Below are 16,491 nucleotides of genomic sequence, written 5' to 3'. Positions count from 1 at the left end.
CCATCCTGTTGCAGCACATGGTTCGGCTGCGTTTTGTACTGCCCCGGCGTGGCAGGCTTTTGCACCCGTCGGCCTTGGGAGTCCAGCGCGGGAGTGGATTGCACGCCAGCTAACAACAGTGCGTTGATTTCCTTGATCAGCCCTTCGCTGATGACGCGTTTCTGCGCCACCACCTCAAACAGCATATCGATCGCTTCAGCATGGTTGCGTGCATCGAGAAAGTCCTTGAAGGGCTTGCCTTCCACGGTCAGCCCTTCCTGCAAAAAGAAGATGGTTTCACCCAGCGTCAGGGTGCTGCCTTCGATGGCGTTGCTGTCGTAAGTCCATTCGGCGCGGAGTTTTTGCTGAATTGCCAGCCAACGGTCAGGCTGTTGCGCCCGCCAACGTTGGATATCCGCCTGCATGGTATCAATCGTGGACAGTTTGCTGCTCAGATGGGCAGATGTCTGGAATTGGTAGGAAGGGTTTTGCATAGGTTACACCCGTAATTTTCAGCTTCCGGCGCTAAATGATTTTGCAATCGTACAATGGAAACTTACCGTCATCCGTCACAATGGGGTAACGGTTGTTGATACTTTGAGCTATCAGCATCCTGTCAAAAGGGTCTTTGTGGTGCAATGGCAGTATTTTCAAAAGGGCTGCATCCTGCGCAGTAAAATCCAGCAAATCAAAACCGCTCTGGATAGCCATGTCCAACGGATCAAAATCAACATCCAATTTGCCAATCGATGACTTGATCATTATCTCTGCAATACTGATGGCACTGACATAAATGATATTGGCTTCGTCCTCAAGCGCTGCCCGTTTGCTGGGGGCTATTTTTTCAGGCTCGGATAATGCCCACAGGAAGATATGCGTATCAATGATGAGGCGCATATTCAGTGTTCCCCATAGAACAGCGCGTTAATTTCGTCACTTTCGGCCATGAAGTCATCCGGTACGGCAAATTTTCCCGCCAGCAAACCCAATTGACGCTTGCCGTTGCCCTGATGAACCACCAAATCAGCGACGGGCCGGTTGTTGCGGGCAATCACAATTCGCTCTCCCTGCGCGGCCAAGGTAATGAGCTTGGAAAGATTGGCTTTGGCTTCGGCAAGATTGACGATCATGGAGGTTTACCACTGCTGTTTGAGATAAAGGAATCCTAACGCCAAATCAGAAAATTGGTCAACTTGACCAGGTAATACAACTCTATTCGGAGAAACCGCGCAACTGTTCTATTTCCGACAACGGCTGAATCCTGTTGTCTGTGCCAAACCCTACATTACACCCGAGATAAACACACAAATCATTGAAAAAATAAAAATAACCAATATGGCACAACCTTTGCTTGATATTCACCATCCAGCAACCGGAGATCCACCATGAGCGAAACCGACCTCGAACTCGACCTGGAAGAACTGGTCAGCGCCGAAGACTTCTTCAACTACTTCGATATCCCGTTTGACCAGACTGTGGTGCACGTTTACCGCCTGCACATCCTGCAACGCTTCCATGATTACCTGTCGAAAGAAACCAAACCCGCCGATGACGACGGCCTGCGTGAGCAATACACCCGCCTGCTGACTACAGCCTACAACGACTTCATCGAATCTGATGCCAAGACCGAAAAAGCGCTGAAGATTTACAAGATGCTGGGGCCGCAAGAAACCTTCGTCCCGCTGGAAGCCCTGTTCGGGAAGGCGTGAGCCATGCGCCCGCGTTTTAATTTTGGCGATCAGGTGCGGGTGACCCGCAATGTGCGCGATGACGGCACCTTCCCCGGCGCAAACATCGGCAACCTGCTGGTGCGTCGGGGCAGTGTCGGCTATGTGCGCGATGTCGGCACCTTCCTACAGGATCAGCTCGTTTATTCCGTGCACTTTTTCGACCAGCAAAAAATGGTCGGCTGCCGTGAAGAGGAGCTGATTGGCGCGGATGAGCCGTGGAACCCAAGCCAGTTTGAGTTCCGCGAAAAGGTCACGCCGAAAGTCGCGCTGGTGATTGATGGTGAAACCATCGCCAGCCCCGGTGATGTCGGGCAGGTGCTGAAAGTGCTGCGCGACCTGCCCAGCGGCGTCGGTTATCACGTCCGCTTCCCTGGCCGCACCCTGCAAATCCCCGAAAAGCTGCTGGATTCCGCCCCGGCGGATGCGCCTGACCTTGCTGACCTCCCGGATGAGGAAGACGCCGATGACTGACCTGAGCTTCACCGTGCTGGGCAAACCGCCCGTTTACCGCTACCACCTGTTGCGCAATGCGCTGGAATCCTTCCAAAAAAACCTGCCGCAACTGGATGACAAGGAATTCAGCCGGGTGCAACAACGCGCCGAGCGCAGTTATCTGCTGGAATCACTTGCCCTGCAAAGCCCGGAAGCCAGCCAGACCATCATCCTTCCCGAACGGGTCGAGCAGGCGGTGCAGGAAATCGCCGAGCGCTACCCCAATGACGAAGACTTCGTACAGGATCTGGCGCAAAACGGCCTTACCCCCGATGCCCTGCGCCAGGCCCTGCAACGCGAGCTGCTGTTCGATGGCGTGCTGCAAAAAGTCGCTTCGCGCAGCATCACCATCAACGACATCGACATCCAGCTCTATTACGAGATGAACAAGGAGCGCTTCGCCCAGCCGGAAACCCGCACGGTGCGGCATATCCTGGTCACCATCAACGACGAATACCCGGAAAACAGCGGGGAAAACGCCCTGCAACGCATCCGCAAAGTGGCCAAACAAGCCAGCAACGGCAACGCCAAACAATTCGCCAAACTGGCCCGCCAGTATTCCGAATGCCCGACGGCGATGGAAGGCGGCAAGCTCGGCGCTGTGCCGCGTGGGCAGCTTTACCCGCAGCTTGACGCCGTGCTGTTCTCGATGGCCGCCGGGCAGGTCAGCGAGCCCATCGAATCCGAAATCGGCTTCCATGTGCTGCTGTGTGAGCAGATATTCCCCGCCCACACCGTTTCCCTTACCCAGGCCAAACCGCAAATCCGCACCTTGTTGCAGGAACGCGCCCAGCGCAATTGCCAGAAAGCTTGGTTGAAACAACTCGAAACCGGCGCTAACCGGGAGGTATGACATGAGCGACAAAACCCCAGCCTGCTCCTTTTGCGGACAAGTGCAAACGCCGCAAATCCCGCTGATTGCCGGTATGAACGGGCATATCTGCGAAGCTTGCGTGCGCCTTGCCCATCAGGTCATCAGCACCTGGAGCCGCAAGCGCAGCATGAGCGAACCGCTCAAAGATTCCCCCAAACCGCTGGCGATCAAGGCGATCCTCGACCGTTACGTGATCGGTCAGGATCTGGCCAAGGAAACGCTGTCGGTTGCGGTCTACAACCATTTCAAACGCCTGCGCCTGGAAACCGACCAGCCGCGCATCTGCACCCACCCCGACAAGTCGGTGGTGGAGCTGGACAAATCCAATATCCTGCTGCTCGGGCCGTCCGGCACCGGCAAGACCCTGCTGGCCAGCACTTTGGCGCGCATTGTTGGCGTGCCATTCGTGATTGCCGACGCCACCACCCTGACCCAGGCCGGTTATGTGGGTGAGGATGTGGAAAGCATCATTGCCCGCCTGCTCGACAGCGCCGACGGTAACAAGGAGCTGGCCGAATGGGGTGTGGTGTATATCGACGAAATCGACAAGCTGGCGCGCAGCGGTGAAAACTCGCACGGCACCCGCGATGTTGGTGGCGAAGGCGTGCAACAGGCCTTGCTCAAGTTGGTGGAAGGCACGCCGGTCAAGGTGCCCGCCAAAGGCCGCAAGGATCAGGCTCCGGTCATCGTTGACACCCGCAATATCCTGTTCATCGTCGGCGGCGCCTTCGCCGGGCTGGAGAAACTGCTGGAAAAACGCATGAAGCCGGGTGCCAAAGGCATCGGTTTCCACGCCACCCATGCCAATCCGACCGAGGCGGAAAAGCTGGCCGACAAGCTGCGGCTGTTCAACGAAGTGCAGCCGGAAGACTTGCGCCATTTCGGCCTGATCCCCGAATTCATTGGCCGCTTCCCGGTCATCACCGCCCTGCATGACCTGGATGAAGAGGCGCTGGTGAGCATCCTCACCGAGCCGCAGAACGCCCTGACCAAGCAGTACCGCCAACTGTTTGCGCTGGACAATGTGGAGCTGGATTTCACCGATGACGCCCTGCGCGCCATTGCACAGAAAGCGATTGCGCATGGCACCGGGGCGCGTGGCCTGCGCGGCGTATTGGAAGGGATTCTGCGCAAGCTGATGTTCACCCTGCCTTCGGAAGAAAATGTCTCGCGCTGCGTGGTGACGGGGGAAGTGGTGCGGGGCGAAGGGGAGATTGCGCTCGAATACCGTGAGTCGGCTGCTCCGGCCATGACGGCGACGGAAGCATCATACGCACAGGGAGCCTGATGTGTTGGGGATTTGTTGCGTTGCGGCAAGGATTGGTCGGGTTTTCATTAAACCCTGTCGACTCAAAGGTAATGGTTTCAATCGGAGGTCGGCTGCGGGCTGAAGCCGTTAAAGGATTGCGGTCGCCTTGATCTGCGCGAATACTTGCATGCCGGGTTGCAACCCCAGCTGTACGGCGGATTTCTGGGTGATGTGCGCCAGCAGCGGTGCGCCGCCGAGGCTCAGGCGCACCAGCGAACGGCCTTCATCGTCGTGCGCCATGCCGGTAATGGCGGCGGGCAGGACATTGAGGATGCTGGTCTGGGCTGGCGGTTGCAGGGTGATGCTGACATCGCGGGCGTAGACCCGTAACCGCAGGCGGGTGCCGATGGGCGTTGTCCGCTGGTAAGGCAGGTTGAGCACGCCGCCTGCAAACTGCACCTGTGTAAGGTGGAATTCCGGCTCGTGCCCGCAGATTTGCGCCTGCAACATGCTGGATGCCTGTTCCCCCTGCGCCAACGGGGAATCCAGTTGGGTCAGGGTTTCAGCCAGAGGGCCGGATGCTGCCACCTTGCCAGCTTCCAGCACTACTAAGTGGTCGGCGAGTTGGATCACTTCTTCCGGCGAATGCGTCACGTACAGGATCGGCATCGCCAGTTCGTTGTGCAGGCGGATCAGGAAGGGCAGGATTTCTTGCTTGCGCTGCAAATCCAGCGCCGCCAGCGGTTCATCCATCAGCAGCACCTGCGGACTGAGCGCCAGCGCCCGGGCGATGGCGACCCGCTGCCGTTCACCGCCGGACAGGCGATCCGGCATCCGCTCCAGCAGATGGCCAATGCCCAGCAGATCCAGCGCCTGTTCCAGGGCGATGCGGCGGTCGGCGGCGGGGATGCGTTTCTGGCCGTACTCCAGGTTCCGGCGCACGCTCAGGTGCGGGAACAGGCTGGCTTCCTGGAACACATATCCCAGCGGCCGCCGGTGGGTCGGCAGGAAAAAGCCTTGCGAACTGTCCTGCCACAACACGCCGCCCACTTGCAGGTAGCCCTGCGGTGCGCGCTCCAGCCCAGCAATGCAGCGCAGCAGCGTGGTCTTACCGGAGCCGGAATGCCCAAACAGCGCCGTGACGCCCGCGCCCGGCAATTGCAGGCCCACCTCCAGCGCAAAACCGGGGAAGGGCAGTTGGAAACGGGCTTCGATACTGGCCATGTCAGCGTTTCCTCCAGGGGTTTGGCGTCAGGGTGTTGAGCGCCAGCAGCACCACGAATGAAAACACCAGCATCCCGGCGGATAGCCAGTGCGCCTGGGCGTATTCGCCAGTTTCGACATGGTTGAAAATCTGCATGGAAATGACGCGGGTCTTGTCGGGAATGTTGCCGCCCACCATCAGCACCACGCCAAACTCACCAATAGTGTGCGCGAACCCCAGAATGCCTGCGGTCAGGAAACCTGGGCGCGCCAGCGGGATCACCACGGTCAGGAAGGTGTCCAGAAACCCCGCCCGCAGCGTGGCGGCGACTTCCAGCGGGCGGGTGCCGATCGCCTCAAACGCATTCTGCAACGGCTGCACCACGAATGGCATCGAATAGATCACGGAGGCGATCACCAACCCCTGGAAGGTGAAGGGCAGGGTTCCCAGCCCTATGCTCTTGGTGAACTGGCCGACAGGGCCGTGCGGCCCCATCAGCACCAGCAGATAGAAACCCAGCACCGCTGGCGGCAGCACCAGCGGCAGGGAGACCAGGGCGCTGACGATGCTTTTCCAGCGCCAGCGGCTGTGCGCCAGCCACCAGGCGATGGGTGTCCCCACCAGCAGCAGGATGACGGTCACCAGGCTTGCCAGTTTCAGGGTCAGCAGGATCGCGCCAAGGTCTTCGTCATTTAGCATCCGTTTTCGCCCAGCCTGGCAGGTCGTAGCCGTAGTCCTTGATGACAGCCTGTGCTGGGGCGGATGCGAGGTAGCTCATGAACGCCTTGGCGGCGGCGTTGTTTTCACCCGTTTTGAGCAGGATGGCGTCCTGATACAGAGGTTTGTACAAGTCCTGTGGCACCATCCAACTGGAGCCGCTAGTGTCTTTGATCACCTGGGACAACGCCACAAAGCCCAGTTCCGCATTGCCGCTGCTGACGAATTCCTTGGCCTGGGCGATGCTGTCGCCTTGCACGATTTTGGGCTTCAGGGTGTCCAGCACGCCCAGTTTTTCCATGACAGCCAGCGCAGCCTTGCCATAGGGGGCGGTTTTGGGGTCAGCGATGGAGATATGCTGGAAATCGCTGCTGGTGCTCAGGATGGCGCCTTTATCATCCACAAACTGCGGTTTGGCCGACCACAGCACCAGCTTGCCGATGGCGTAGGTGAAGCGGCTGTCCGGCACGCCCAGGTTTTCCTTTTCCAGCTTCATGGGGTTTTTCTGGTCGGCGGACAGGAAGATTTCGAACGGTGCGCCGTTTTTCATCTGTTCAACCAGCTTGCCGCTGGCACCGAACGCTGCGATCACTTTGTTGCCAGTGGCCTTTTCAAAGTCGGCGGCAATTTTTTCCATGGGCTTGGTGAAGTTGGCGGCGACCGCGACCTGTACGTCTTCCGCCCAGGCACTGGCGGCGCTGACGGCCAGTGCGACGGCCAGGCTAATGCGTGAGAGTGCTTTCATGCTTGATTCCTTGTTGGCGAGTTGAGTGAACGTGTGTTTCAGGAGGAAACCGCGAGGATGATGTGCGACGCCTTGATCAGGGCGCACACCTTGACGCCGACGGCCAGTTCCATGTCCTGCGCGCTTTCGTGGGTGATCACGGCGGTCACGGTCTTGCCGCCCGGCAGTTCGATGATGACTTCACAATTGATCGGGCCTTCCTGCAAGCTGACGATAGTGCCGCGCAGGGTGTTGCGGGCGCTGGTCTTGATCTTGCCGTCGTCCTTGGCGAGGATGACCCACGGGGCCTTCACCAGCGCATAGGCTTGCACGCCAGGGGCAAGCCCAAGATGGTCGACGCTGTTATGGGTGATGACGGCGACGAGTTCATCGCCACCGCCAATGTCAAGGATCACTTCGGAATTGATGGGGCCATTGGTCACTTTGGCGACAGTGCCAAGGAACTGGTTACGGCTGCTGGTCTGCATGTCGAATCTCCTTATCAGTTGGAAGTATTGTTCAAAGTTGTCCGCCACCTTGCTCAGTTGCGAGAGGATGCGGGCATGTTCCTTTTCCATGTGGCGGTAAACCATCACCATGCGCCGCCCGTAAGCGGTGAGGTTGGCGCCGCCGCCATGCTGCCCGCCGGTCTGGCGCTCCACGACCAGCTCATCTGACAGGTTGTTGATGGTCAGGACGGCTTCCCACGCGGCCTTGTAGCTCATGCCCATCGATTTGGCGGCGGCGGAAATGGAGCCGGTCGAGTCTATCCGCTCCAATAATTCCAGATAGTCCCAGCGCCGCCCGTGGCGCAGTGGCGTGGTCATCAGCTGTTGCATTTGCATGGACATTTTCATGGCAGTGTCTCCTGCTTGATCTTCTGGATGTCGGCCTTGATGTCGGCAGGCTTGCCGAAATACAGGGATGAGGTCACCAGCATGTCGACGCCGGTTCCGGCATAGGCTACGGCATTTTCCGGGTTGACGCCGCCAGCGGCCGCCACTTTGAGGCCGGGGCAGGCGGCTTTGAGGGCTGCTGTCACTTGCCGGGTTTCCTCAATGCCCAGCTTGTCCAGTTGCACCATGTCGACGCCTGCTTGCGCCAGTTTGAGCGCCATCCCGTAATCGCTGGCTTCCGCCACCACCATCTTGTCGCCCAGCTTTGCTTTCAAATGGCCGATGCTGGCGGTGAAATCATCAAAATCCGGCAGGAAACGGGTGTGTTCTTCGAAAACCAGCACGGTTTCGGACAAGCCCAGGCGGTGCGGCAAGGCTCCCCCGCAAAGGATGGCCTTGGTCATCATTTTCCTCGCCCACGGCACGCTTTTGCGGGTGGCCGCCACCGTGACATGGGGTGCCGCTTGCTGCACCTGCCCCACCATCCGCCGGGTGCGGGTGGCGATGCCGGAAGCGTATTCCAGCAGGTTGAGGGTGACCCGCCAGGCGGCGTGGATGGCTTGCGCTTTGCCTTGGGCTGCGAGCACAACGCCGCCTGCCGCAACGGAGCTGCCGGAGGGGGTCACGTCCAGGACGAACAGCCCCAGTTTCTGGAGTATCCGCTGCGCTTCTTCCGTGCAACAAATGACGGTGGGTTCGCGCACGCTGTAACGGATGACGCCTTTTTCCGCCCCGATGCCGGTGATGTGCGTCGTCAAATCCACGGACGGAACGTCTTCATGGATGAGTTGGTCCAGTTCAGCGTCAGTAAAATACATCTTGGGTCTCCACCGTTATAACATTCTACTACATAACGCATGGCAAAAAACACAGTCCACGCCAATGCTTGATGGCAAGCAAAAGTCGCGCCATTGTAGTTATATCTTATTTTTCAATGTCTTGGTAAATGACTGGCTTGTCGCATTCATGACAATGTCGCTCATGCTGTCATCTTCGCTCCAGCCGTCGCAGGCCTGAGGAGGTGGTGACGAAACAGGGATGCCTGCTTACAGCCAGCCCTTGTGCTTGAAGAACAGGTAGGGGGCAATGCCCGAAATGATCATCAGGCCGATCGCCCACGGGTAGCCCAGCAACCATTGCAGTTCCGGCATATGTACGAAGTTCATCCCGTAGATGCTGGCGACCAGGGTCGGCGGGAGGAACACCACGGCGGCGATGGAGAAAATCTTGATGATCTGGTTTTGCTGGATATTGATGAAGCCCTGGGTGGAGGCCATCAGGAAGTTGATCTTGTCGAACAGGAAGGTGGTGTGGGACATCAGCCCCTCAATGTCGCGCATGATTTCCCGCAAGGTTTCCAGTTGCTCGGGCTTGTCCCGCAGATGCCGCAGCAGGAAGGAAATGCCGCGCTGGGTATCCATCAGGCACAGGCGGATTTTGCCGTTGCTGTCCTCCAGCCGCGCCAGTTCGCTGATGGCCTCCTCCAGGTCGCTGCCTTCCTCCTCCAGCACCGTATGGCTGACTTCCTCCAGCTCATGGTGGATGTCTTCCAGGTAGTCGGCGTGGTTTTCCACCTTGTGCTCCAAGATGGTGACCAGCAGCTCGGCGGCGTCGTGGCAGGTGATCTGGCCGCGTTTGGCGCGCAGGCGGAACAGGCGGAAATCCGGCAGCTTTTCATCGCGGATGGTGATCAGGCGTGTGTCCTGCAGGATGAACGCCACCGACGCCGTATTGTGGCGGCCTTCGTCCTGAAACATGAACAGCGAGTGCACATGCAGGCCGGAGTGGTCCACAAAGAAACGGGCGGAGAATTCGATTTCCTCCACATCTTCGGATTCGGGCAAATCAGTGCGCAACAGGGATTCCAGCAAGGAATGCTCGGCGTCCTCCGGGTCACACATGTCAATCCAGGCGCTGGCGGAAAGCGCCCCGTCCAGCTTCCCGTCATCGCTGGGGAGTTCGCGGATCAGGCCGTTATTCAGGCTGAACAGTCTAAGCATGCCGGTTTCCTTGCTTGGTCAGGTGGCTTGGGTTGGGCGGCATTCTAACCCTATTCGGGGCATTCTCACAGGGTTGCAGGGGCGTGCTCGCCGGAAAGTGGGGGTGCGGGATGGCACGGAAGTTGCTGGACGGTTACACTTCAACCATGTAGTCCTTCCCAGGCGGGTGAGTCCATGAGCCTCGTAGACGAAAAATCCATCTTTATCGCCATGAAGCAGGACGGGCCGTTCGCTGTCCGTGAGCAGACTTCGTTTGACCACCCGTTTTCCCGGCAAAACCGGCAGTGGGCCAGCATGTTCCGGCAAGACCGGCAAATGGCGACCAAATACCGGGTGGTGCGCGACCAGCTGTTCGACCTGTTGCAGATTGAGCGCTTCGACGAAATACCGGCCTTGCTCCGCTACCCAGGGTTGCGTGAACAGCGCACCGAGCGCGCCTACCGGCTGTTGGGCAATTTGTTCGGCATCAGCGGCGGCTTGTCGGAAGTCCGCAGCAAGATCCATGAGTACATGAACACCGCCGACGCCGTGATCTGGAGCCTCAAAAGCAAGGTGCTGGCGGCCTACAGCTCGCATATCGAGATCAGCAACGAGATTGAGACCTGCCAAAACCCGGTCGAACTGCTGCTGACCATTTTCGACGGGCGTTACCACCAGAAGCTCCGCTTTGAGGCCAAGCGCAAGCTGGTGCTGATGGGGCTGGCGGGCGCCATCGACCAGCGGGAACGGGAAACCGACATTGAAAACAAGTTTTCCGCCTTCCTCAATTTCCTCAACCAATATGTCTGGAGCCCGCAGCTCAAGATCGGCGAGCTGGAAGTCGCCTACCTCGCCAGCCAGCACAATGGCGCAGATTTCAGCTGCACCCGGGTTGAGGTGATCGATTTCGAATCTGCGAACTACCTGCACGAGTTTGCCGAAAATGAAAAGCTGACGCTGGTGAAGCGCCGCCTGTTCCATGAGAATGGTCAGGACATTCCGGTGTATGTGACCGTGCGCAAGAAGGATTCAGCGGCCAAGGTGCTGAAACTGTTGCGTAAGAATGAGAAAAATCCGGCGGTGGCGGTGGATGATGAACTCGGGCTGATGGCGGTGCTGGACAACCCCAGCCATGTGAAACGCTTCGTGCGGCACCTGACCCGCGCCGCCGTGCGGGCTGGTTCCTTTATGATCCTGGAGGACATTTCCGATACGCTGGGTGGCAACCGTTACAACGCCACTTCCGTTGGCAGCAGCGGCAATACCCAGATGCTGAAATTCTTTGCGCGCATGGGCGGGATGCGGGTGGAATTCATCATCCACACCAACCAGACCTACCTCAATTACCGTTACCAGCGCGGCACTTCGCACGATGAGTATGAAGTCCGCCGCCTGTTTGATTCCGGGGTGATGGCGTTCCTGTTCCCTTATGACATCTACCACCTGGACATGGCGCAGATACGCGAGAAACAGTTGCAGCGCTTCAGGTGGATGATTGAACAGCAGGGGTAGGCGTGCTGTCCCCGGCCGCCAGCAGGTTGAGGCTGTAGAGCCGTTCCTCATCCACCCATTGCTGCTCCAGCTTCAGGCCGATGGCATCCACCAGTGTGCGGATGTCCTCTTGGCTGTATTTGTAGCTTTCGTGGATGAGGATGTGTTCATCCTGGGCGAAACCGACGTATAACCCCAGATCCGTGATGTGCGCCTGTTGCGGGCAGGTGCTGCGCAGGTAGATCTGCATGCAGCCGCGCTCCGGGTTGTAATGGCAATGGTAGCCGAAATTTTCCGGCGCGAAATCGGCCTGCAATTCCCGGTTGATGCGGTGCAGGGCATGGCGGGCGAACGCCAGCGACACCTTGCGCACGGCGCTGTCCTGGTCGGTGCAGCCATAGGCGGCGTGCAGCATTTCCGGCGGTTTTTTCAGGTCGATGCCGAGCAACAGATGATCGCCCGGCTTCAATTCCGCCACCATGTTTTCGCGCAGCAGGCGGGCGGCCTCGGCGTATTCCACATGGCTGATGTCCGAACCCAGCCACAGCAGCAGGCGCGGTTGCAGCCGGGTATGGTTGAGCAGCTTCATGCCCGCAGGGTAATCGGCGATGACCCCCAACAGGTTGAGGTCGGGGTAATCCTGTTGCAGGCGCTGGATGCTGTGGGAAAGGAAATCGCCGGTGATGTCGATGGGCGCAAATTGTGCCGCGCCTTGACGTGCGAGCGCTTCTGCGGCGCGGCGCAAGGGCTTGCCGTTGCGGTTGCCGAGTTTGACCAGCGCGGTGTTGTCCTGCAAGCGCTGGACAATGCGCGGCGCAAACCGGGTCAGCAACGTGTCTTCGGCCTGGGTCATGTAACAGCGGTCACTGTGGGTCAGGCGCTCAAACAGGCGGGCGTCGCCGCTGGCTTCATACAGGTATTTAAGCGGTAGGGATTTCTCTTTTGCGGTCAGTCCCCGGTAGATGGCCTGGGCGAAATAGTCGGCGTGCGTCTTGACGTCCAGACTGACGAAATGGTGCGGATAGCTCATGGCAAGTCCCCTGGTGTTATTGATTCTTGCTGGGAATTAGACAGCGGTAATCCTAGCAGGTTTCAGCCGACGCATGGCAGTGGTTGTAGTGAAAAAAACCGCCACTGCCGCCAGTTTTTTCTGTTGACAACCCTGCATTGGGTGGAGGGGTTGACATTATGGCTGAATCCGGCGTCGGCGGGAGCAATTGTGGGCTGGCAGGAATCAAGCGATACTACAACCCCTCAAACCGAGTCAAGTTCAGGTGACGAAGATGATTTTTCCGATAAAAAGAGCGGGCGGACGTGGGCTGGCGTTATTGCTGTTGGCTTTTTCCCTGAGTGCCTGCGTCAGCATTCCGCGCGACTATTCCGCACCGTCGGCGCAGCACTACGAACAGGCCGAGATCGCAGGCTATCGGCATATCCGTTTCTGGGGGGATATGCCGCCGCCCGATATGAACCGCTTGCTTGCCCGCCAGCATGCCGCCCTGCAAACCAACCCGGAATTGGCGCGGCGTTTTGATGTCCTCGCCCTTTCCGGCGGCGGGGAGGATGGCGCGTATGGCGCAGGCTTCCTCAAGGGCTGGAGCAAACGCGGTGACCGCCCGCGCTTCACGCTGGTGACTGGCGTTTCCACCGGCGCGCTGATTGCGCCGTTCGCATTTCTGGGGCCGAAATATGACGACGCCATCCAGCGTTTCTACACGGCGACCTCCCGGCGGGACATCTTTCTCCTGACGCCGTTGAAAATCTTGTTCGGCGGTTCCGCCATTGGCGACACGGCTCCGTTGAAACGCTTGCTGCACGAAGAGGTCAATGACCGGCTGGTGGCGGAAATCGCCGCCGAAAGCCGCCAGGGGAGGGTGCTGCTGATCGGCACCACCGACCTGGACGCCGAACGCCCGGTCATCTGGAATATTGGGCGCATCGCTGACAGCGGGCGGCCTGACGCCGCGAAGCTGATTGCCAACATCATGCTGGCCTCGGCCTCGGTGCCTGGCGCGTTCCCGCCCGTCCGTTTCGACGTGCTGATTCATGGCCAGCGCCATCAGGAAGTCCACGTCGACGGCGGCGTCACCAACCAGATTTTTGTTTACCCGCCGTCGCTGGATATGCGCGTGGTGGAGCAACGCCTGGGCCTGAATCCGCACAAGACTTTTTGGCTGATCCGCAACACCAAGGTCGACCCGGAATACGATGCCGTCGGTCTTGGGGTCGCCAGCATCACCAAGCGCGCTATCCAATCCCTGATCAAGTACCAAGGGCGCAGCAATCTGGTTGAGCTGGAAAAACTGGCGGAACGGGATGGTTTTGACCTGCGCCTGACGTATGTGCCGCAGGATTTCAAGACGCCGCTGACCAAGCCGTTCGACCCGGTTTACATGCGGGATTTATATCAGGTCGGGTATCACGCCGCGTTAAGCGCGCAGCCATGGCATGCCCGTATCGATGCAGTGGAACAGGCAGCGCCAGCAGTTCCAGCCGCGAAGGGCGTTAGCCAGTAGCGCGTGGTTGGTGGTGCGTGGTGGAAAGGCTGGATGCTTTACGGGGGAGGTTGCTTCAGCAGGGGGCTGTAACCGCGCACTTTCCCCGGCGCATGCGCCACCACCCCGGAAATCAGGATGACCGCCGCAAACAGCTCCGCGCGCCACTGTGGTGCCAGACCGGCAAGCAGCAGCAACAGCAATTTACACATGACGGCGATGCCTTTCACCTGTAGCAGCCAGCGCCCGTTTTCCCAAATGTACAGCAAGGCCATTGCCACGCCGCTGCCGATGGCGAGATGCCAGAACGGCAGGTATTGCGCTTTGGGCAGGGCAAACAGGAAACCGCCGCCAATCCCGGCGATGCCGAGCAGATGGAAGCTGCGCAGGGTAATGTTCACCCAACGGTCGCCGGGGTAAGACCGTGGTTTGGAAGGGAACAGGAGGTGACGCCAATGCTTCATGCCTAGGCTTATAACAGCTTGTTGGCCGCCCGCAAACAAGCCGTTATCCCGACCCTGTTTTCGGTGTGCAGGTTCGCCTTACGCCTTGCCCACAATCAATGCAGCGTTCACGCCGCCGAACCCGAAGCCGTTGCTTAGGGCATGGGTGACAATTTGGCTGCGTGCTGTGTTGGGGACCAAGTCCAGATCGGCCATGGCTTCGTCCACATTGTCCAGGTTGAGGGTGGGCGGTAGCATGTCGTTCATCACCGCAAGGCAGGTGAAAATGGCTTCGACCCCGCCCGCCGCTCCCAGCAGGTGGCCAGTGGCGGATTTGGTGGAAGATATTGGCGTTTCCGGCAGGCTGTTGCCAAACACCTGGCGCAGGGAGGCGATTTCCGCCAGATCCCCGACCGGCGTGGAGGTCGCGTGCGCATTGACGTAACGGATGTCGGTCGGCTTGAGTTGCGCCATTTTCAAGGCCCGTTGGACGGCGGCGGCGGCTCCCAAGCCATCTTCCCGGCCAGCGGTGATGTGGTAAGCATCTGCGCTGGTGCCGTAGCCGTTGAGCACCACCAAAGGGGTTGCACCACGCGCTTGCGCATGTTCCAGCGTTTCGATCACCAGCAGGCCCGCGCCTTCGCCCATGACAAAGCCGCTGCGCGCCTGGTCGAACGGGCGCGACGCTTGCGCAGGGTTTTCAGCTTCTTTGGACAGCGCTTTCATGGCATGGAAACTGCCCAGCGACAGCGGGTCAATGCAAGCCTCCGTGCCGCCGACCAGCGCCACTTCCGCCTCGCCGCTGCGGATCAGGCGCATGCCGTCGCCGATGGCTTGCAAACTGGCGGCGCAAGCCGTCACCGGGCAACCCAATGGCCCTTGCAGGCCGAACCTGATCGACACATTGCCTGCCGCCATATTCGCCAGGAAAGCAGGCGCGGTAAACGGTGACAGACGGCGGTGGCCGCGCGCCATCAGGGTGTTTTGTGCCTGGGTGATGGTCGGCAGGCCGCCGATGCCAGTGGCGATAATGGTGGCAGTGGCCTGTTTGTCCGCATCCGTTTCTGGTGACCAGCCTGCCTGCTGCAAGGCTTCCTGCGCGGCGGCCAGCGCATAGAGGGTGAACAGGTCGAGCTTTTTGCGCTCCTTGACATCGGCCACCTGCTCCGGGTCAAAGCCTGCCTCTGGGTCAACATCGATCCCTGGCACTTGACCGGCAACCTTGATGGGAAACTCTTCGTCTGAAAACCGGTCAATGAAACCCAGCCCCGACTGGCCTGCGGTCAAACGTTGCCACACGGCCTTGACGCCGCACCCCAACGGACTGATGATTCCCATTCCGGTAACGACGATTGGTGAGTTCATGCTAGCTCCATACTACTTGTGTCAAGACCGGTCACCATAGCAACTGGCATAATATGATCAAGATAATATTATGTGGATGCAGATGAGGGAGGCGACAGCGTATGCCCTATTCCAGGGAACACAAAGCAAAATCCAGGGAGCGTATCCTGACGGCTGCGACGGAGCTGTTTTCCCGGTTCGGTTTCGACAATGTTTCCATCACGGAGATCATGCAGGCGGCCAAAATGACGCATGGCGCATTTTACAGCCATTTCGAATCCAAGGAAGCCTTGTTCAAGGCGTCGTTTGTCGAGACGCTCAAGGGCAGCCGGACTTCACGCCTGGTGAAAGGGCCATTGTCCCTGAAGCATCTGACGGCGCTGGTGACCCATTACTGGAACCTGCGCGAACTGGAGAACAGCAATAAGCCCGGGCCTGAAATGGTGCTGTTCAATGAGGCGGGGAACCAAAACACCTGCGTCAAACCCTTGTTTGAAGAGTCCTACAACAACCTGAAAAGGATGCTCGAAATCCGCTTGCTGGCGTTAAGCAAGCTGAAACTGCTGCCTTACGAGAACAACCGTAACATCATCGCCGACAAGGCCCGCGTGATTTTGTCCCTGCTGGTTGGCGCTGTGGTGGTGGCGAAATCCATTCCCCGCGAAGAGGAGCAGCGGAAGATTCTGGAAGCCGCGCAGATGCAGATTTTGCACATGCTGGGCGTCAGCAACACCGAGCTGACGCACTGAGGGAAACAGCAAACTTATGAGCAAACAAATAGCAATGCTCTTGATTGGAGCAATCATTTTAGGGGCTATCTATTTATTTCCATACCCAAGGTTAAAACCACCGGCTTCAGCCGGTCAGCTTTAGC

Annotated in this window: 19 protein-coding genes; 7 read left to right on the top strand and 12 right to left on the bottom strand. The window is 58.8% G+C overall.

Features of this window, described 5'->3' with window-relative positions; all coding sequences use genetic code 11:
* The 3 genes from VSS37_RS06990 to VSS37_RS06980 form a co-directional block, all read right to left on the bottom strand.
* A partial coding sequence (locus VSS37_RS06990; RefSeq protein WP_510952321.1) for a Fic family protein occupies positions 1–473 on the bottom strand: 473 nt, incomplete at its 3' end.
* Between the two features lie 31 nt (positions 474–504).
* A complete protein-coding gene (locus tag VSS37_RS06985) occupies positions 505–876 on the bottom strand; it encodes a type II toxin-antitoxin system VapC family toxin (protein WP_324694087.1) in 372 nt (123 codons plus the stop codon).
* A gap of 2 nt (positions 877–878) precedes the next feature.
* Positions 879–1,109, bottom strand: coding sequence for a type II toxin-antitoxin system Phd/YefM family antitoxin (locus tag VSS37_RS06980; protein WP_324694086.1), 231 nt, complete (start codon positions 1,107–1,109; stop codon positions 879–881).
* A gap of 255 nt (positions 1,110–1,364) precedes the next feature.
* Between VSS37_RS06980 and nifW the strand changes: the two genes are divergently transcribed.
* From nifW to clpX, 4 genes are read left to right on the top strand one after another with little or no spacing between them, the layout of a single operon-like run.
* On the top strand, positions 1,365–1,688 hold the full coding sequence (nifW, locus tag VSS37_RS06975) for a nitrogenase-stabilizing/protective protein NifW (RefSeq protein ID WP_324694085.1): 324 nt from the start codon (positions 1,365–1,367) through the stop codon (positions 1,686–1,688).
* 3 nt (positions 1,689–1,691) lie between these two features.
* Complete coding sequence (locus VSS37_RS06970) at positions 1,692–2,180, top strand: nitrogen fixation protein NifZ (protein WP_324694084.1); 489 nt, start codon at positions 1,692–1,694, stop codon at positions 2,178–2,180.
* Complete coding sequence (gene nifM / locus VSS37_RS06965; protein WP_324694083.1) at positions 2,173–3,054, top strand: nitrogen fixation protein NifM; 882 nt, start codon at positions 2,173–2,175, stop codon at positions 3,052–3,054. The genes VSS37_RS06970 and nifM overlap by 8 nt, the downstream gene beginning before the upstream one ends.
* Position 3,055: 1 nt before the next feature.
* Complete coding sequence (clpX, locus tag VSS37_RS06960; protein ID WP_324694082.1) at positions 3,056–4,363, top strand: ATP-dependent Clp protease ATP-binding subunit ClpX; 1,308 nt, start codon at positions 3,056–3,058, stop codon at positions 4,361–4,363.
* A 108-nt stretch (positions 4,364–4,471) separates the two neighbouring features.
* Here clpX and modC read toward each other — a convergent pair whose 3' ends face one another.
* The 6 genes from modC to corA all read right to left on the bottom strand — a co-directional run bounded on the left by modC (position 4,472) and on the right by corA (position 9,865).
* Positions 4,472–5,548, bottom strand: a complete 1,077-nt coding sequence (modC, locus tag VSS37_RS06955) for a molybdenum ABC transporter ATP-binding protein (RefSeq protein WP_324694081.1) — start codon at positions 5,546–5,548, stop codon at positions 4,472–4,474.
* A 1-nt stretch (position 5,549) separates the two neighbouring features.
* On the bottom strand, positions 5,550–6,227 hold the full coding sequence (modB, locus tag VSS37_RS06950) for a molybdate ABC transporter permease subunit (protein ID WP_324694080.1): 678 nt from the start codon (positions 6,225–6,227) through the stop codon (positions 5,550–5,552).
* Complete coding sequence (modA, locus tag VSS37_RS06945; protein ID WP_324694078.1) at positions 6,217–6,990, bottom strand: molybdate ABC transporter substrate-binding protein; 774 nt, start codon at positions 6,988–6,990, stop codon at positions 6,217–6,219. The genes modB and modA overlap by 11 nt, the downstream gene beginning before the upstream one ends.
* 38 nt (positions 6,991–7,028) lie before the next feature.
* Positions 7,029–7,826 carry a TOBE domain-containing protein gene (locus VSS37_RS06940; protein WP_324694077.1) on the bottom strand — a complete coding sequence of 266 codons (798 nt, stop codon included), beginning with the start codon at positions 7,824–7,826 and terminating at the stop codon, positions 7,029–7,031.
* Positions 7,823–8,683, bottom strand: coding sequence for a ModD protein (modD, locus tag VSS37_RS06935; protein WP_324694076.1), 861 nt, complete (start codon positions 8,681–8,683; stop codon positions 7,823–7,825). Before modD ends, VSS37_RS06940 begins: the two co-directional genes overlap by 4 nt.
* A 228-nt stretch (positions 8,684–8,911) precedes the next feature.
* A complete protein-coding gene (corA, locus tag VSS37_RS06930; RefSeq protein ID WP_324694075.1) occupies positions 8,912–9,865 on the bottom strand; it encodes a magnesium/cobalt transporter CorA in 954 nt (317 codons plus the stop codon).
* A 174-nt stretch (positions 9,866–10,039) separates the two neighbouring features.
* Between corA and VSS37_RS06925 the strand changes: the two genes are divergently transcribed.
* A complete protein-coding gene (locus VSS37_RS06925) occupies positions 10,040–11,356 on the top strand; it encodes a hypothetical protein (RefSeq protein WP_324694074.1) in 1,317 nt (438 codons plus the stop codon).
* Here VSS37_RS06925 and VSS37_RS06920 read toward each other — a convergent pair.
* Positions 11,328–12,365: an L-histidine N(alpha)-methyltransferase gene (locus VSS37_RS06920; protein WP_324694073.1), complete on the bottom strand. Its 1,038-nt coding sequence runs from the start codon at positions 12,363–12,365 to the stop codon at positions 11,328–11,330. The genes VSS37_RS06925 and VSS37_RS06920 overlap by 29 nt on opposite strands.
* Before the next feature lie 253 nt (positions 12,366–12,618).
* Here VSS37_RS06920 and VSS37_RS06915 point away from each other — a divergent pair, with 253 nt between their 5' ends.
* Positions 12,619–13,851, top strand: a complete 1,233-nt coding sequence (locus tag VSS37_RS06915; protein WP_324694072.1) for a patatin-like phospholipase family protein — start codon at positions 12,619–12,621, stop codon at positions 13,849–13,851.
* A 38-nt stretch (positions 13,852–13,889) separates the two neighbouring features.
* Here VSS37_RS06915 and VSS37_RS06910 read toward each other — a convergent pair whose 3' ends face one another.
* A complete protein-coding gene (locus VSS37_RS06910; RefSeq protein WP_324694071.1) occupies positions 13,890–14,294 on the bottom strand; it encodes a hypothetical protein in 405 nt (134 codons plus the stop codon).
* A 78-nt stretch (positions 14,295–14,372) separates the two neighbouring features.
* Complete coding sequence (fabF, locus tag VSS37_RS06905; protein ID WP_324694070.1) at positions 14,373–15,638, bottom strand: beta-ketoacyl-ACP synthase II; 1,266 nt, start codon at positions 15,636–15,638, stop codon at positions 14,373–14,375.
* 101 nt (positions 15,639–15,739) lie between these two features.
* On the opposite strand from fabF, the gene VSS37_RS06900 reads away from it, so the two are divergent.
* Entirely contained in the window at positions 15,740–16,366 is a 627-nt protein-coding gene (locus VSS37_RS06900; protein WP_324694069.1) for a TetR/AcrR family transcriptional regulator, read from the top strand.
* The last annotated feature ends 125 nt before the right edge of the window (positions 16,367–16,491 follow it).

Origin of the sequence: Candidatus Thiothrix phosphatis (assembly GCF_035668035.1) — a bacterium.
Taxonomy (GTDB): domain Bacteria; phylum Pseudomonadota; class Gammaproteobacteria; order Thiotrichales; family Thiotrichaceae; genus Thiothrix; species Thiothrix phosphatis.
This window is presented reverse-complemented; position numbering and strand designations above follow the sequence as displayed.

Excerpts from the sequence above, each read along its gene's own strand:
- modC (WP_324694081.1), bottom strand. The coding sequence starts at position 5,548 with ATGGCCAGTATCGAAGCCCGTTTCCAACTGCCCTTCCCCGGTTTTGCG.
- corA (WP_324694075.1), bottom strand. The coding sequence starts at position 9,865 with ATGCTTAGACTGTTCAGCCTGAATAACGGCCTGATCCGCGAACTCCCC.
- VSS37_RS06940 (WP_324694077.1), bottom strand. The coding sequence starts at position 7,826 with ATGAAAATGTCCATGCAAATGCAACAGCTGATGACCACGCCACTGCGC.
- modB (WP_324694080.1), bottom strand. The coding sequence starts at position 6,227 with ATGCTAAATGACGAAGACCTTGGCGCGATCCTGCTGACCCTGAAACTG.
- VSS37_RS06970 (WP_324694084.1), top strand. The coding sequence starts at position 1,692 with ATGCGCCCGCGTTTTAATTTTGGCGATCAGGTGCGGGTGACCCGCAAT.
- modA (WP_324694078.1), bottom strand. The coding sequence starts at position 6,990 with ATGAAAGCACTCTCACGCATTAGCCTGGCCGTCGCACTGGCCGTCAGC.
- clpX (WP_324694082.1), top strand. The coding sequence starts at position 3,056 with ATGAGCGACAAAACCCCAGCCTGCTCCTTTTGCGGACAAGTGCAAACG.
- nifM (WP_324694083.1), top strand. The coding sequence starts at position 2,173 with ATGACTGACCTGAGCTTCACCGTGCTGGGCAAACCGCCCGTTTACCGC.
- VSS37_RS06915 (WP_324694072.1), top strand. The coding sequence starts at position 12,619 with ATGATTTTTCCGATAAAAAGAGCGGGCGGACGTGGGCTGGCGTTATTG.
- VSS37_RS06900 (WP_324694069.1), top strand. The coding sequence starts at position 15,740 with ATGCCCTATTCCAGGGAACACAAAGCAAAATCCAGGGAGCGTATCCTG.
- VSS37_RS06980 (WP_324694086.1), bottom strand. The coding sequence starts at position 1,109 with ATGATCGTCAATCTTGCCGAAGCCAAAGCCAATCTTTCCAAGCTCATT.
- VSS37_RS06985 (WP_324694087.1), bottom strand. The coding sequence starts at position 876 with ATGCGCCTCATCATTGATACGCATATCTTCCTGTGGGCATTATCCGAG.
- modD (WP_324694076.1), bottom strand. The coding sequence starts at position 8,683 with ATGTATTTTACTGACGCTGAACTGGACCAACTCATCCATGAAGACGTT.
- fabF (WP_324694070.1), bottom strand. The coding sequence starts at position 15,638 with ATGAACTCACCAATCGTCGTTACCGGAATGGGAATCATCAGTCCGTTG.
- VSS37_RS06925 (WP_324694074.1), top strand. The coding sequence starts at position 10,040 with ATGAGCCTCGTAGACGAAAAATCCATCTTTATCGCCATGAAGCAGGAC.
- VSS37_RS06920 (WP_324694073.1), bottom strand. The coding sequence starts at position 12,365 with ATGAGCTATCCGCACCATTTCGTCAGTCTGGACGTCAAGACGCACGCC.
- nifW (WP_324694085.1), top strand. The coding sequence starts at position 1,365 with ATGAGCGAAACCGACCTCGAACTCGACCTGGAAGAACTGGTCAGCGCC.
- VSS37_RS06910 (WP_324694071.1), bottom strand. The coding sequence starts at position 14,294 with ATGAAGCATTGGCGTCACCTCCTGTTCCCTTCCAAACCACGGTCTTAC.